The organism is Bacillus xiamenensis (assembly GCF_000300535.1).
Classification (GTDB): domain Bacteria; phylum Bacillota; class Bacilli; order Bacillales; family Bacillaceae; genus Bacillus; species Bacillus xiamenensis.
The window spans coordinates 15,367-32,288 of the sequence record NZ_AMSH01000039.1 but is presented as its reverse complement, the minus strand read 5'-3'; the positions used below and the strand labels follow the sequence as shown (position 1 = coordinate 32,288).

Genomic DNA, 16,922 nt, shown 5'->3' with positions numbered 1-16,922 from the left:
ACGGGACGTCTAGGACTGGCCCTGACCATTCGCCCAGCAGTTTTTGCTGCTGCTGTGGTGACAATAATTGCATCTGATCTAATGATTGATCTGGTGCTGACACCATTTGTTCAATCAAATAAAGGAAATATTCCTTCCACTTCTCAATTGACGGCTGTTGAAAGATAGCAGAGTTAAAATCAAACACAAGCTCAATCTGATCAGCAGATTCATTTCCAGTTAGGGTCAAGTCAAATTTGGCGATGTTCTCTTTGAATGGTTGTGGAACAATGTGAATTCCATCCATCGACAAATCACGGATATCTGCATTTTCCATCGAGAACACCACATCAAAGATTGGATGGCGGCTTGTGTCGCGCACCGTTTGTACTTGATCCACCAATTCTTCAAACGGGTACAGTTGATGTTCGTTTGCCTCTAATACAAGTTGATGAACTTTTGACGCAAATTCAGCAAATGTCTGCTGTCCCGCAGGCTTTGTTCTGAGTGCCAGCGTATTGACAAACATGCCGATCACAGATTGAATATCAGGATGAGTTCTGCCCACAACCGGAGAACCGATGATGATATCTTCCTGTCTCGAAAGCTTGCTTAAAAGTGTACTGTAGCAAGCAAGCAGCACTGTATACGTCGTACTGTTGAGCGATCTGACCAGCTCATCCAATTTCTCTTTAAGCGGGCCGTCGATCGAGAATGCGACGCGATCTCCTTCGAATGTCTGCACTTTTGGTCTTGGCAGGTCTTCAGGCAGTGCCAATACAGGCAGTTCTCCGTGTAATTGCTTCAGCCAGAACGCCTCATCAATTTCTTTTTGCGCAAGGGATTCCTCACTTTTTGACCAAACAGCATAATCCTTATATTGAACAGGTAATTCCTCTAGTTCGTCTCCTCGATACAAGCTCGAAAGTTCCTCAATTAAAATTCCGACAGACGCACCATCTGAAATAATGTGGTGCATATCAATCAGTAAATAACGGACATTGACGGAGACAGACACAAGCCCCACTCTGAGTAGAGGCGCTTTTTCTAAATCAAATGGACGGATAAAGTCATTCATTAGCTGCTGAATGTCTCGGCCATTCCCTTCGATTTTTTCAATGTCTACAGAGACATTTGGTTCAATCCGCTGAACAGGTGCACCCTGAACGAAATCAAAGCTCGTACGGAACGCTTCATGACGATGAACAAGCTGTTCAACGGCTTGTTCAAATCGTTTTTCATCAAATACGCCTTCAAGCTTTAAAGCGGCAGGCATATGATAGCTTTCAGCATCTGTCATTTTTTGCAGAACGAACAGTCTTTTCTGAGCAGATGTCACTGGATAAAAAGCCGCCTTTTCCGCTTTCTCCACTCGCTTGATTTCGGTTTGATCTGTTTGATCAACCGCAAGAGCAAACGCTTCTAATGTTGGTGATTCAAATAAAGTTTTCAGGGTGCATTCCACATTCATCTCTTCATACAGTCTGTTCAGCATTTTCATGCCGCGCAGCGAATGACCCCCGCATTCAAAGAAATGATCGTGTCTTCCGATTCTCGGCACTTCAAGAACTTCTTCCCAAATGTGTGCCAATATACGCTCTGTATCTGATTGAGGAGGGACGAATTCATTTGCTGTCTGCTCACTCAAATCAGGCACCGGTAAAGCCCGTCTATCTACCTTGCCGTTGCCTGTCAGCGGAAGCTCGTCTAATTGCATGAAGAAGGCTGGCACCATATAAACAGGCAGTTCACGTCCTGCTTGCTCACGTAAATCCGCTAGCGGAACAGCTCCGTCTGCTGTGAAATACGCACACAATGTATCATTTGACGCTGCAATTACAACAGCTTCCTTCACCTGTGGATGTTGCAGCAGCTGGTGCTCGATTTCTCCCAGTTCAATCCGCTGTCCTCGAATCTTCACTTGTTGATCCATTCGTCCAATGAATTCAATATCTCCATTTGACAGCCAGCGTGCTAAATCACCCGTTTTATACATGACCTCGCCAGATCGGAAAGGATTTGCTACAAACTTTTCGCTTGTTAGTTCTGGCCGGCGATAATACCCTTTTACCAGTCCATCACCAGCAACACAGAGCTCTCCTGCAACACCTGGCGGCTGCACATGTCCACATTCATCTACAATGTAAACAGCCGTTTGACTCACTGGCTTTCCAATGGGAATAGATAACGCCCGTTCATCTATTTGATTGACAGGATAATACGTTGTAAAAATCGTGCTTTCAGACGGCCCATACATATGAACAAGTTTGTTTTCCCCTACCGTTTCAAGCGCTGACGCAACATGAGGTACTGACGCGCGCTCTCCGCCAAACAGTACTTTTCTCACGTTCTTCAGGCTGTCCTTTTTCATATCAATCAGTAAGTGGAAAAGAGCCGTTGTGATCATTAAAATGCTGACTTCTTCCTTCTCAATCGCTCCAGAAAGCTCATTCATGTTTAAGATATTGTCCTTTGGCAGAACAATGAGTTTCGCTCCGTTCAATAAAGCCCCAAACACATCAAACATAAAGGCATCAAATACATAGTTTGAGATGCTCATCACCGTATCTTCGTGATGAATGGTGAGATAATTCGATTGCTTCACCGTCCTCAAAATGTTCCGGTGTGTCACCATGTTCCCTTTAGGCTTGCCTGTAGTACCAGATGTATAGGTCAAATTCGCCAAATCCTCAGGTGACACACCTATACCCGTATTGCTGTCTGACTGCTGATCAACAGCCTGATCTTCTGTTTCTATGATGGTCCCTTCAAAATCAGCCAGCACAGAACGATGACGCAGCACCTGATGCGTGAGCACAAACTGTGCACCGCTGTCTGTCAAAAAGTGCTTTACACGCTCATCAGGGAAGTCCGGATCAATTGGTACATAAACACCGCCAGCCTTTAGTACAGCTAGAACTGACATCACCATCTCATTGGACCGTTCAAAGAATAAAGCCGCTTTCATCCCTTTTTCAAAACCATGTTCTCGTAAATAATGAGCCAGCTGGTTGACTCTGTGATTCAGTTCTTGATAAGAAAGAACCACGTCTTTAAATTGCAGTGCAGGCTTATGCCCCTGTTGCTGCACCTGTGCTTCAAACTGCGTCACAATGGTTTCTTCCGCAGGATAAGGCGTAGGCAACGGGTTCCACATATTCAATTGATCCTCCGCCTCTTGTTCAGACAGTAAGCGGTACGATCGAATAGCTTCCTCCGGCATTTCAACTATCTGCTCCAGAAGATACACATAATGCTTGAGCATCTGCTCTGCTGTACTGCGTTTAAATAAAGCAGTACTGTAATCGAGAACGAAGGATACACCTTGACCTGACTCCATCGCTTGCAGTGTTAAATCAAATTTCGCAATATGGAAATTGGTTTCCTCGATTTCGACTTTCATCTCTCCAATATGCTGTGCTTTCGAATGATCCGGCGTCAGGGCAAAGACGGTATCAAACAATGGATGGCGGCTAAAATCTCTTTGCACATTCAGCTTTTCAAGCAGCCGCTCGAATGGGTATTGCTGATGTTCAAACGCCCGCATCGTCTTTTCCTTTACATGCTCAATCAACTGCGTCATTGTGCTGTTCGGATCAACCTCTGACCGCAAAGCCAGCGTCTGGACAAACATGCCGATCATATCATTCAGATCTGCATGCACACGTCCTGCTGTCGGTGTCCCGACGACGAATTCCTTTTGGCCTGTGTATTTCGCAAGCAGTGTATAGTAAGCAGAAAGCAGAACCGTATACAGCGTGGTGTGATGATTGACTGCAAGCTCTTGTAATCGGGCTTTTAACGTACCATCTATTTCTTTCATGACACGATCCCCTGTGAAAGACTGGACAGCTGGGCGCTGATAATCGGTGAGCAGCTGTAAAGCAGGAATTTCTCCCGAAAATTCTTGCAGCCAGAATGCTTCGTCCTTTTGGTCACCTTGATCTGCCTGATGCTCTTGCCAAACGGCATAATCCTGATATTGAAGCTTCAATGGCGCTTTCACCACTCCCTCGTAAGCATCTGACAACTCACGCAATATCAAATCAATCGAAAGACCATCTGAAATCAGGTGATGCATATCAAAAAAGAGAAGGTGCTCCTGATCATGTAAAGACTGAAGCCCAATCCGCAAAAGCGGCGCGCGCTCGAGGTCAAAAGGTCTGACAAATTGCTTCATGTTCTCTTCCATCGTGCTGCCTGTCAGCTGTTCCATTTGAAATGGGACTGATGAAGCGACCCGCTGACGAGGAACTCCTTTGATTGTATGAAAAGAAGTCCGCAGCATATCATGACGTGCGATCATTTTTTCAAAGGCGGCATCCAGCTTCTCTCGTTGCAGCGTTCCTCTTAACCTCACAACGGCAGGCATATGATATGCGGTACTCTGCTCCAATTGACTCACCATATAGACACGCTGCTGTGGTGGTGACAATGGATAATCGGCGGCAAGCGGCGCTTTCGGTATCACCACTTGAGAAGATCTTTCCGCTTGTTCAATATAGACAGCAAGTGCGGCAATCGTCTGCTGTTCAAATAAAACGGACAACGGCACCTCCACCTGAAAAGCTCGCTGAACATGCGTGAGAACTGTCATTGCTTTGAGCGAATGTCCGCCTCGATCAAAGAATGAGTCATACACACCAATGTTCTCTTGATCAAGAATTTCTTCCCACAAACGAACAAGCTTCGTTTCTATATCGTTTCTAGGCGCTACATAAACAGCACTAACAGCCTTGTCTCCTTTTAATGCGGCTAGCGCACGCCGATCGACTTTACCGCTGACTGTGAGTGGAAATGCATCGAGCTGTTTGAAATAAAGCGGCATCATGTAAGCTGGCAGCTGATGTTGAATAGCGGCTCGCAGCGTGTCCACTGAGAGGGCCTCTTGACGGGATTGATAATAAGCACTTAAAGCCTTCTCACCATCCGTTTCATCGACCACAAGTACGACAGCCTTAACGACGCCGTCTACCTGCTCCATCACAGCTTCAATTTCGCCCGTTTCTATACGGTAGCCCCTTATTTTCACTTGGTCATCCATTCTTCCAAGATAATCAATCGTGCCATCTGGAAGCCATCTGACTAAATCACCTGTGCGATACATCCGTTCATGAGGAACAAACGGGTCTGCTCTGAATACCTTCCCCGTCAATTCAGGCTGATTCACATAGCCGCGCCCAACACCTATGCCCGCAATGCATAGCTCTCCGGCCGCCCCGCGCACCTGCAATTGCTCATATTCATTTAAAATATACATCCGGTGATGACCTAGCGGCTTGCCAATCGAAATATAGCGCTGTTCAGACGATTCCTGCAGCTCACTTCGATCTATACGATGAACCGCCGCATCCACACACGTCTCTGTCGGACCATACACATTCCATAGAGCAAAATTCGGCTGGCTGATGCGAACAGCTTCAACTAAAGACAGCGCCGCTTTCGCAGGCAATGCTTCTCCCCCAATCAGCATGTGAGTGAGTGCAAGCCCATCCAAATCGGCTGCAAGTAAAAGCTGTACATGCGCTGGCGTTCCATCTGCCGCTTCAATTTGATGTTCTCTGTAATACGCAGCCAGCTGTACACCATTTCTTGTCGTTTCCCTTGGCACGATATGAAGCGTATGCCCAAATAAAAGTGCAGCAAAGATTTGTTTTACAGATGCATCGAAATGGAATGGTGCAAGAAGCGCCATTTGCAGCTGACTTGCTCCCTGATACACTTCGTGATGCAGTGCATGAACCAAATGATGCAGCTGAAGATGCTCAATCATGACACCCTTCGGCTTTCCCGTTGTACCCGATGTATAAATCATATAAGCCAAATCCTTTGATTCCGTCTGATTGAAAAGGTCTGGCAGCGAGCAATCATCTAATAACACATGCTGCTGGACGATCATTTTCTCCTTGAAGGATGGGTACTGCTGAGCTAACGACTCCTCTGTTAAAACAATAGAAGCACCCGAATCCTCCACAATGAAGTGAATACGTTCCTCAGGTAATGCCGGATCGATTGGTACATATGCTCCGCCAGCCTTTAATATGCCAAAAATAGCTACCATCGCATCCGCCGTCCGGTTCATTAAAACTGCAACGGGTACATCACGAGAAACACCTTTCATTTGTAAAAAACGTGCCAGCTTGTCAGCCTGTTGATACAGCTCTCCATAAGTGAGCGTTCCATTTTCCGCTACCACGGCTGCCTGATCTGCATGCTTTTTTGCTGTCTCATCAAATAAGTGGTGAACCGGCTTCGCTACTGGTAATTCAAATGAATCTCCCACAGACTCAGATAATTGAAGCAATTCGCTTTGTTCATCTGCTGACAATAGAGGCAATGTCCCGATGAGCTGCTCAGGCTGAGAAACCGCCGCTTCTAGTAAGATCGTGAATCGATCAAACATCTGACTCATCTCATCTTCACTAAATAAATCGGTACGGTAATCAAAATCAATGGTCAATGTATCTGTATCCCAGCGGTCTTTCACATGAATCGAAATGTCATTCATGCCGCTTCCACTAAAAATAGGCTCAGTAATGAAGGACAGATTCTCTTTTTTCTGCCATTTCATGACCTGATATTCTAAAGAAATATCAAAAAGACGTCCTGTAAACCCTTCTCTTTCCCGCAAATCATTCATGAGCAGATTGTAAGGATATTTTTGATGACGCAATATCTTCATCTGATCCGCCATGACCTGCTTCACGAAATCAAGAAAGGATTGTGACCCATTCACAGATGCCCGCATCGGGATGGTGGAAACAAACATACCAATCATCTTTTTTTCTTTTGCATTCGTTCGGTTGCCCATAAAGGTTCCAAGGACAACATCCTCCATGCCGCTAAATCGGTGTAAATAAATATAAACAGTGGACATAAACATAGAAAGCATACTGACTTTCTGTTCTTCACAAAAAGCACGAAGCTTTTCCTTCAAAGAAGCTGGAATATCCCCCGAGAACCGCTCCGCATGTAAGCTCATCTCGTATCCCTTATGCGGTGTTAAAGAAGCGAATTCTGGGATATCGGCAAATTGCTCGTTCCAAAAACTTCGGTCTTTCTGAAAACGTTTAGAAGATTCATAGGTTTGCTCACTCATAATATGATCAACAAAAGAAATATCCTCAACTGGAGAGATGTCTACCCCCTGCAGCATGTCATGATATAAATCGATGATGCGGTTTCCCATCAGAATAATTGAAATACCGTCAGCCACAATATGATGTGCCTTACAGAACAGCCAGCATTCTTGCTCACTGATTTGAAAGACCGTAAATTCAATCAACGAACTGTCAATCAACGCCATCGGCTCACGGATTTGCTCGTTCGCCCATGTCCTTACTTCCTCTTCACTCCATCCTTTCACCAGGCGTATCGGCTGCTTTTCATATGGCTTGATATATTGAACAGGCTCCTCCTGCTCGTTTTGATACACCAGCCTTAAACGAAGAGAGTCAGTTTGACGAATGTACTCTTGAAGCACATCAACAACCAAAGAAGGATTTAGACCTGATACCGACCTTAATCTGGCAAACCCACCCAAATTAGAAATACTTGTACCTGGATAAAATCTTTCTGTATAGAATACTCGCTTTTGTGCATGTGTTAAGGGGTAATAAACTGTACTCATTCTCATCCTCCGCTCTTCTATGTTTTCTACACCAATACGATCCCCTTTACCCTCTATATCAAAAGAACCAAGTCTATTTCATTAAAATAGACGAAATGACAGAAAAGGAGCCCACCCCGAATAAAACGGAGGGACTCCCATTTTGATTCGGTAGCCTGCCGACCATAGCAAAAAAAGAAACATTTACCTTAGGACATGGCTTTGCGTCTCTATGTTTCCATAGATTTGCCTTTTTCTTCTTTTCTTTTAGATATTTTCTATTTACGTACACTTTATATGAAAATATTGTTTTTTTCACCGAAAAATGGGTGTAAAGATTCATGCGTTATACCGAAGGAATCACATCATAATTTACGATATTTACCGAAATTAACTAATAATAGTTGCGCTTCACCGAAAATAAATGACAAAATACCGCAAAAATTTCATGTTTCCCCTTAATTTTTGCAAATATGACCGAAAATGTAGGAGAGAGGTCTCCTCTCGTGCTCCGCATTTTCTTAAACCTTAAGAACTATATTCCCTAAAACTCTGAATATTTTTACCATAAAAACAACAAAACAAGGAGCTGCCATTTCAAATGACAGCTCCTTGTTTCTTCATTATATTTACATCACCTTAGACAAGCCAATCGTTTTCTCAATAATTAGCAACGCAATGATAGAAATGATAATAAATATGACAGATATCGCATTGACACTAGGATCAAAGGTTTGCTCAATATAATTAAACGTCCTCACTGGAATCGTAATGGTTTGGGGAGAAGAGACGAATAAACTAATCGATATTTCCCCAAATGACGTAACAGCTGAAAACACCCCGCCTGCGATGATTCCTGGCTTGATCAAAGGCAGCGTGACGCGAAAGAATGTGCGTATTGGCCCTGCACCAAGATTCATAGAAGCTAGCTCGAGACGTGGATCAAGATTTGACACACTGACCCCCACCGTTCGAACCACATAAGGAAAACCAATGATGACGTGACCAATGACTAGCGCCCACAAAGACCCTGTAAAGCCCATAGCCGTAAACAAATAAAGCATAGCAATCCCTAGTACGACCTGAGGAATCATGAGAGGCGACAAAATAAAGGCTTGAATAGCCTCCTTCCCCTTAAAAGAAAGCCTCGCTAAAGCATAAGAAGCCATCGTTCCTAAAAGAACGGTAAGCGGCGTCACAATCACTAGCAGAATCACACTGATGCGCAAAGATTCCATCCATTCCGGGTTTGACACGACCTCATGAAACCAACGAACAGAGAACGAAGTCGGCGGAAATTCAGGAAAGGCATTCGGACTAAAAGCAGAAAGGACAATGACAAGAACAGGTATAGTTAAAAAAAGATACACCAGTAAGCCAGAGGTCCAAATCAGGATCGAAAGCAAGCGGTCTCCTACTGACTTTTTACGCATGCATCCTCGCCTCCCAACGCTTCAATAGATAGCTTAATAGACTAACCACCGCGAGTACACAAACCAATAACGTAAAGGACATAGCCGCTGCAAGAGGCAAGTTATATACCTGCATGACCTGCTGATAAATAGACAGAGGCAGCAGCGGCTGCATCCGTCCGCCGACTAACAGCGGGGTAATATAGCTCCCAGCTGCTAATGAGAAGACAATAATGGCTCCAGTGATCATTCCTGGAATGGTCAGTGGTAAAGTCACATGTAAAAAAGTCCGGATACGTCCTGCCCCAAGACTCATAGAAGCCGGCCTTAAATGACGATCCATATCGGTTAAGCTCGTTGCAATAGGCAGTACCGCAAAAGGAAGCATCACTTGAACATACGCAATAATCACCGCATTCATATTCCACAGCATCGATAACGGCTGCTTAATCACATGTAAATCTAATAACATGCCATTGATCAGGCCATTTTGGGAGAGAAGAACGATCCATGCAAATGTCCGAATGACAACACTTGTCAAAAGCGGCGATACAAGTAAGATATAGAAAAATGCTCGCAGTCGTGGGTTAGGTGCCTTGACTAGCACATAAGCTGCGGGATATGCCATCAATAAACAAATCACCGTTGTCTGTAGTGCCACCCATACTGTACTTCCAATTGCTTTCACATATGCATCTGTCGTAAACACATGTATATATTGAGACAAACTATAGGTTTGTAATGTATTCATCATCGAATCAACATCACGAAAACTAAGGACAAGCATCATCACAAGCGGAGCAAGAAGGAATACAACCAGAAACAAACAAGCTGGCAGCAGCATAAACCAATGGAATCGTTGATTCTTTTTTTTGATTCGCATCACGTATGCACCTTCGAATCTAAGAACACGATATCTTCAGGCTGCCAATGAATATGCACGGTTTCTCCAACTTCAGGCAGATGAGGAAATGCTGCATCTGATGCATGGACAATGATTTCACCTTTATCAAGCCGCACAACCAAACGTAAAGAGTGCCCGATATAACTAACATCCGCTAAAACCCCTGTGACATGGTTTGGCTGAGCTTCCTCCCGCACAGAAGATATGCTGATTCTCTCAGGACGCAGCATGAGTAAATGCTTCTTTCTCTTCTCTTTATCCCCCTCAGCCTTCAACTGGACAGGCTGCCCGTTTGACTGAGTGAAATGTGGAACAATATACGTGGAACTAGCTTCATCATACTCCGCCTCAAATAGATTGACCTGCCCGATAAATTCAGCGACAAATCGATTATTTGGCTGGCGATATACCTCTAAAGGCGTCCCAATCTGCTGAATTCTTCCCTCACCTAATATCCCAATTCGGTCTGAGAGACTTAAAGCTTCTTCCTGATCATGAGTCACGAGAATGGTCGTAATTCCTACATTTCGTTGAATATTTCGAAGCTCCGACTGCATATTTTTTCTTAGCTTTGCATCTAGGTTACTAAGCGGTTCATCCAGAAGGAGAACGGACGGCTGAATGGCAAGCGCCCGGGCAATTGCCACCCGCTGCTGCTGACCACCACTTAATTGGTGCGGCATACGTTTGGCAAACGAGTCTAATTGAACAAGCGACAAACTCTCCATGACCTTTTGCTTGATTTCCGCCTTCTTTTTCTTTTGAACCTTTAACCCGTATGCCACATTATCAAATACGGTGAGATGTGGGAAAAGTGCATAGCTTTGAAACACCATGCCTGTTTTCCTTTGATAAGGCGGTAAAGTCGTCACATCCTGATCACCAATATAGACGACGCCTTTTGTCGGTTCTAAAAACCCGCCAATGATATTGAGTAAAGTTGATTTTCCACAGCCACTAGGACCAAGAAGGGAGAAAAACTCTCCCTCTTTCACCGTAAGACTGACATCACGAAGAGCAATCTGTTCGCCGAAATGCTGGCTGATATGTTCTAAATTGATTCCACTCATGCGATCACCTATTTTCCTCCACCTAAAACTTCGTTCCAGCGATTTGTCCACTGACCAAGCTCCGAAGTCGCTGTTTCGTAATCTACCCAAGTCAGCTTGCTATAATAATTCTCGCCAACCTTCACTTTCCCCTTAATCTTGTCCCCATATTTCACATCAGAATTCGACATGCCATAGTAAGATTTTTCAGAGAAAACCTCCTGAGCTTCTTCTCCACTTAAGTAGTTTAATAGCTTATAAGCCGCGTCCTCATGCTGACTTCCCTTCGTTAACGCCCAGCTCGCTACAGCTGCTACAGCGCCTTCTTTCGGATAAGAGAACCCAATATTCATTCCTTCTTCTTCAAGTGCAAATGCTCGACCATCCCAATACGGAACTGCCGTAACGTCACCACGTTCTAACAACGTTTGAATAGACCCTGGGTTATCTGGAAAAGCAGCTACATGCCCTTTTAATTGTGCTAGACTTTTAAATGCTTTATCAATATCCTTCGGGTTTGATTCTGTCCCTCCTTGAGCGTGGACAAGTGCAGAGAAAAATTGCAAGCCAGCTGCATAGGTCGGAGAAGAAATAGCTATCTTCCCTTTCAGCTGATTGCTCCATAGGTCTGTCCAGCTGTTCGGTTCCTGCTTGACAAGGTCTTTTCTATAAGCGATCCCTAGCTGCCCCATACTAAAGCCTGCTGCATATTGTTTTCCATCAACAGTGAGTTTCTTTTGAACAGAACGATAAAGCTTCTTCACATTCGGTGCTTTATTTTCGTCAATAGGCGAAAGAACGTTTGCTGCAATCCCTCTTTGAATCGTATCAGGCTGTAAAATAAGCAGATCATACGGTGGATTCTTACCATTTGATGCTTTTAATTTTGTAAACCATTCAGAATCTGCTCCAGAGACCGTTTGAACTTTAATTCCTGTATCTTTTTCAAATTTTTCAAGGATTGGCTTGATATTCTTTTCCCAATCCCCGCCATAGACACCAACGATCACAGTTTGCTGTTGTTTACTTTGATCCTGCCCGTTCCCACCGCATGCCGCCAGCAGTAAAACCATTGATAAAATCCCTGCAAATATAGTGATTAATCTTCTGTTCATGATTCATTTCCCCCTTTTTGTTGGTTCAATTGACGAAGTGCCTGAATAATATCCATCTTTGTTAACGGTTCATGTCTATGACTGAAATGGGAGTGAACCGCATGTTTATAGTGCGTACGTTCATTCGCTGGGTATGAACGTAGCTGCACAGCAAGCTCACTGCTGGCTTCGTCCGTCCATACCTTCTCATAAACTGCTCTTTGCTCTCCAAAATCCCATAAGGCAGCCTCGGCATCATTCACCCTTTCGCGAAGCCTGCTGGTCTGCTCTTCGTCGATCTTCCATTCATTATGGTCTAGATAGACTTTGACGCCATATTGCTGCAGTGCTCTTTCTTCACTTAAAAGCCCTGCTTCCACTTCCTGAAGGACTTTTTCTTTCTTCCTAGCAAATGGATTCCCCCAGCCGCCTCCGCTTGGTGAAATCAATTGAACAATATCGCCTTTTTCAAGTCGCATGACATCAATTTTTGGCTGGTCTTGTTTTTCCCCATTTGGTTTGGTCAGTTTTACCTCACCAACTGCTCCTGCTTTGCCGCCCATTAATCCCCAAGGCTGAAACTTCATTCGTTCCATTCCTCGTGCTGTCACCATAGATTCAGGCTTGATCATTTCAAATGCTAAGCCAATTGCATGTCCTCCTCTATATTCCCCCGCTCCACCTGTGTTCGGCAGCAGCTCATATCGGTGTACATGGATATCAATATGCTGTTCCAAGCTCTCAATCGGTGTATTCTTTAAAAAGCCTGACGAATGATCAATGCCATCTACTCCATCCGTCCCTTTTTGAGCACCACCGCCTCCGCCTAACGGTTCGACAACAGACATTTTCCTGCCTCCTGTTTGATCATCAGGAACAGAGAGAACAACAATGGCAGATTGACCTGCACCTGCTGCTGGCACTGCCTCAGGCAACAGCTTGCCAATAGCTCCTAGCACGACATTGTACAGCCTCATTGTAATGGAATGCCGAATACCGACAGAAGCTGGATACTCTGGATGCACAAGCGTTCCTTTAGGAGAAATCACGTTTATCGGATACGTAATACCACCATTAATCGGAATAAATGGATCTTTGCTAATAATGTAATTAATTAATCCTTGATATAAAAAGGAATGCTTTTGACCATTGGTGACAAGATTAAAGGCCGTCTTTACTTGCGGGTCACACTCTGAGAAATCCAGTGTCAGCTGTTTCCCTTTGACCGTCAGCTTGATTTTTAATCGGATCGGCACGTCAGAAATCATATCATCATCTAAGTAATCGGCAAATTCACTCGTTCCATCTGGAATGGCTTCAATTACTTTTCCTGCACGATCTTCGGCTTGCTTGAGCAGGTCCATCATTCCTTGTTTCACTTCGTTCTTTCCAAATTTCTCAATCATTTCTTTTAATCGAACATCTGCTGTATTGACTGCTGCAATCATCGCATTGATATCCCCATCATTTAAATGACTGGCCCGGCTGTTGGCTCTTAAAAAAGTCCGAACCACCTGATTCTCTTTTCCGCCTTCATAAATTTTCACTGGCGGAATTCTTAATCCTTCTTGATGAACATCGGTTGCAGTCGGAGAAATACTTGAAGGCACAAGGCCCCCAACATCACTTACATGGACAAAAGACCAAGCATAGCTCACAATTTCATCTTCTATAAAAATAGGTTTTATGATATGAACATCTGGCAGATGAGTCGCTAAACCGTCTGTAGTATAAGGATCATTTGTGATGATAATATCTCCAGGCTGCATCGGTCCGCTTTCTTCAATCGCCTTTTTGAGACTCAGCCCTAAAAAGATCGTCACACCGACTGTCTTCGGATAGACAAAGAAATCTCCAGAAGGCGTGGCTAATGCTGTCGCAAAATCAGCAGATTCTTTTACAAATGTCGTAAATGACGTCCGCTCAATGACATGTCCCATACCTGATGCAATCGCATTAAAATAACTGCGCATCATCTCAAGCTTTGCTGGATCAGTTCTCATGTAAAACTGCCTCCCTAGAAATCACTAAGTTTCCTGAATGGTCTATGTTGCCGGACCATTTTGGCAAAATCAATGTTGTCGTATCATCTTGCTCAATGATGGCAGGTCCTTTCACAACAGCACCTAATGACAAAGTACTCCGATTGTAAACAGATGCTTCGTACTCTTTTTCTTCTATAAAGATTCGTCTGTATGATTGTGGTATTAAAGGCTGTCCGCTGCTTTCATCACCAGGAGAAAAAGGCAGTGGAGGCGTTTCACCTATAACCCGAACTCGCAAATGAGTAAATTCAATGTTCGCCAGATCATCTCTATGGCCATATTGACGCTCATGCAGGTTGTGGAAAGCTTCAATCAGGTGATAGACGTCTTGTTCCTGCTTTAGCCACTCCACCGATAATGGCAATTCAATCTCAAATGCCTGTCCTTGATAGCGGGCATCTGCTAATAACAAAATGGACGTTTGTTTGATATGTTGAATGTTTTGCTGGCTGAACCAATCCGTTGCTTTGCGAGAAAGCATTTCATAATCTTGTTTTAATTCGTCAATCGTATAGTCTTGTAAGCAGATTTTCTTAGACAACACAGCATCATGGATAAAATCGGCTGTAAGTGCACCTAGCGCACATAATGTTCCTGGACTTGGAGGGACGACCACATTTTTTGCATGAATTTCTCTCGCAAGGAAATTCGCAACAACAGGCCCTGCCCCGCCAAATGCCAACAAACTAAAATCTCTAGGATCAAATCCTTGCTGCTCCATGACATTGCTTAGTTCCGTGTACATATTGGCAACAGCCACTTGAATCAACTGGTCAGCCGCCTGTTCGACCGTTTTATGAAGCTGATCAGCAATTGGTTGAAAGGCTATTTCCGCTGCAGACCGCCGCAATTGTAAATGTCCTCCGGCAAACCGATCTTGATTGAGATAACCGCATATGAGAAATGCATCGGTTAAAGCAGCTTTTTTCCCCTTTCCATACGAAGCAGGTCCAGGCTGCGAGCCAACTGATTCCGGTCCTGCTTTAAGAAGCCCGCCTTGGTCAAGCCATGCGACAGAACCTCCGCCAGCCCCTATCGAATACATTGCAACAGATGGAAGAATGATCGGAAATCCTGAAATCTGATTCGATTGAGCCATTGTAGGCTGCCCATTTTGAATGATCGAGATATCTGCACTTGTGCCACCAACATCAAACGTAATTAAATTGGGTTCATTTGCAGAAGTTGCAATTCTCGCCGCACCAATTACACCAGCTGCCGGGCCAGAAAAAAGGGTTTTAACGGGTGAAGTGGCTGCACTTTCTGCATCCATTAACCCACCATTTGATTGGGTAATGTATGGAGAAATTGGTACACCTTCTTGTTTCAAGCGACTTTTCAAGGTTTGTAAATACTGTTTCACCTTTGGTTGAATGTACAAATTAACAACAGACATCACTGTCCGCTCATATTCCCTCATTTGGGGCCATAGTTCAGATGAAGTCAGGACTTCTAACTGCGGGTAATGGTGATTGATATAGGCTTTTGCTTGTAATTCATGAACTGGATTTTGATAACTATGTAAAAAAGAAATGACAATACCTGCTAGCTTTTTAGACATGACCTGCTGGACAGCATCATCTAATTGCTGCAGATGGAGAGGTTTTTTGATCGAACCATCGTGTATCAACCTTTCAGAAATTGGATATACATGCTTCCGTGGTATCAATGGTTCTGGCAATCGAGAATTGAAATCATAAGGGATGGGTAGACGTAAACGCTGTAATGACAAAATATCTTGAAAACCTTCCGTCACAAAAAGGGCTAAATCTGCTCCCTTTCTCTGCAATAATGTATTAAGACCTATTGTCATCCCGTGTACAAGATATTGGATTTTGGATAAATCGACACCTCTTTCTTTTAGAAGATTCAGCCCATTGATAATTCCTTGAGCTGGGTCATCTGTCACTGTAGGTGTCTTGAGTTCAGTCAGCTCCCCTGTTGCTTCATTCATCAGCGATAAATCAGTAAATGTTCCACCTATGTCTATTCCGAGCCGATAAGAGACATCCGCCATTTGTACTTCCCTCCTGCAATGTAAATGGAATCATATTTTGATAAATTACAACATTTTTTTGATATTTGACTCCATATTATTAAAGCATATCGGTCTAGTCAATTTTATTTTTCTAAAATTTCTGTGTGTTAAAATCTTGAAATTAGCCCAAAAACCAATGATAAAGCCGTTCTGCATCAGCATAATCATTTTATGAGCTGCAAAATTAAAATTTTTATGCTTTCTATCCAAATATGAAATGGGGAAAAACGGTAAAAAACGTTTTTCGAATTTTAAAAGACGTTTTTTCAAAACGAGGAGAAATTGGTAAGTAATTCTGCTATACTCTGTTTACAAAATACGCAAAAAAGAAAGAGAGCCAGCATCTATGAAACTTCTTAAAACCATTCTCCTGCTTTTATTGATAGTCATTGGTGTAGCAACAGGCTATATCCAGCTGGAGCAAAGTAAACAAGAGACAACAAACTCTTCTTATGACAAAACCATTCACTTTCCATCAGATCGTTATCCAGAAACAGCCAAGCACATAGAAGAGGCAATTGATGAAGGTCATTCTTCCATTTGTACGATTGATCGAGAAAATAGTGATGAGCAGAGAGACCGATCACTGCATGGCATCCCAACAAAGCATGGATATGATCGAGACGAATGGCCAATGGCAATGTGTAAAGAAGGAGGAACAGGCGCTTCTGTGAAATATGTGCGTCCATCAGATAACAGAGGCGCAGGCTCTTGGGTAAGTCATCAATTATCCGATGATCCTGATGGCACAAGAATCCAATTTATTATTGATTAGCACCATTTTTATCTTCT

At 43.7% G+C, this 16,922-nt stretch carries 8 protein-coding genes and 1 riboswitch; of the genes, 1 reads left to right on the top strand and 7 read right to left on the bottom strand.

Going from position 1 to position 16,922, the window contains the following annotated elements:
• The 7 genes from BA1_RS12535 to BA1_RS12505 form a co-directional block, all read right to left on the bottom strand.
• Nucleotides 1-7,615, bottom strand: a 7,615-nt coding sequence (locus tag BA1_RS12535; protein WP_051009122.1) for an amino acid adenylation domain-containing protein, incomplete at its 3' end; no start/stop codon positions are given.
• A 140-nt stretch (nt 7,616-7,755) separates the two neighbouring features.
• Nucleotides 7,756-7,849, bottom strand: a riboswitch (cyclic di-GMP riboswitch).
• 368 nt (nt 7,850-8,217) lie between these two features.
• Nucleotides 8,218-9,021, bottom strand: coding sequence for an ABC transporter permease (locus tag BA1_RS12530; protein WP_008359511.1), 804 nt, complete (start codon nt 9,019-9,021; stop codon nt 8,218-8,220).
• Nucleotides 9,014-9,883, bottom strand: a complete 870-nt coding sequence (locus BA1_RS12525) for an ABC transporter permease (RefSeq protein ID WP_008359509.1) — start codon at nt 9,881-9,883, stop codon at nt 9,014-9,016. Before BA1_RS12525 ends, BA1_RS12530 begins: the two co-directional genes overlap by 8 nt.
• Nucleotides 9,883-10,974 (bottom strand): ABC transporter ATP-binding protein, encoded by a 1,092-nt coding sequence (locus BA1_RS12520; protein WP_008359507.1) that lies wholly within the window; start codon nt 10,972-10,974, stop codon nt 9,883-9,885. Before BA1_RS12520 ends, BA1_RS12525 begins: the two co-directional genes overlap by 1 nt.
• Nucleotides 10,975-10,982: 8 nt before the next feature.
• Entirely contained in the window at nt 10,983-12,068 is a 1,086-nt protein-coding gene (locus BA1_RS12515) for an ABC transporter substrate-binding protein (RefSeq protein WP_008359505.1), read from the bottom strand.
• Nucleotides 12,065-14,050: a hydantoinase B/oxoprolinase family protein gene (locus tag BA1_RS12510; protein WP_008359503.1), complete on the bottom strand. Its 1,986-nt coding sequence runs from the start codon at nt 14,048-14,050 to the stop codon at nt 12,065-12,067. Before BA1_RS12510 ends, BA1_RS12515 begins: the two co-directional genes overlap by 4 nt.
• Nucleotides 14,040-16,109, bottom strand: a complete 2,070-nt coding sequence (locus tag BA1_RS12505; RefSeq protein WP_008359500.1) for a hydantoinase/oxoprolinase family protein — start codon at nt 16,107-16,109, stop codon at nt 14,040-14,042. Before BA1_RS12505 ends, BA1_RS12510 begins: the two co-directional genes overlap by 11 nt.
• A 367-nt stretch (nt 16,110-16,476) precedes the next feature.
• Between BA1_RS12505 and BA1_RS12500 the strand changes: the two genes are divergently transcribed.
• Nucleotides 16,477-16,905 (top strand): NucA/NucB deoxyribonuclease domain-containing protein, encoded by a 429-nt coding sequence (locus BA1_RS12500; RefSeq protein WP_008359498.1) that lies wholly within the window; start codon nt 16,477-16,479, stop codon nt 16,903-16,905.
• Nucleotides 16,906-16,922: the final 17 nt, after the last annotated feature.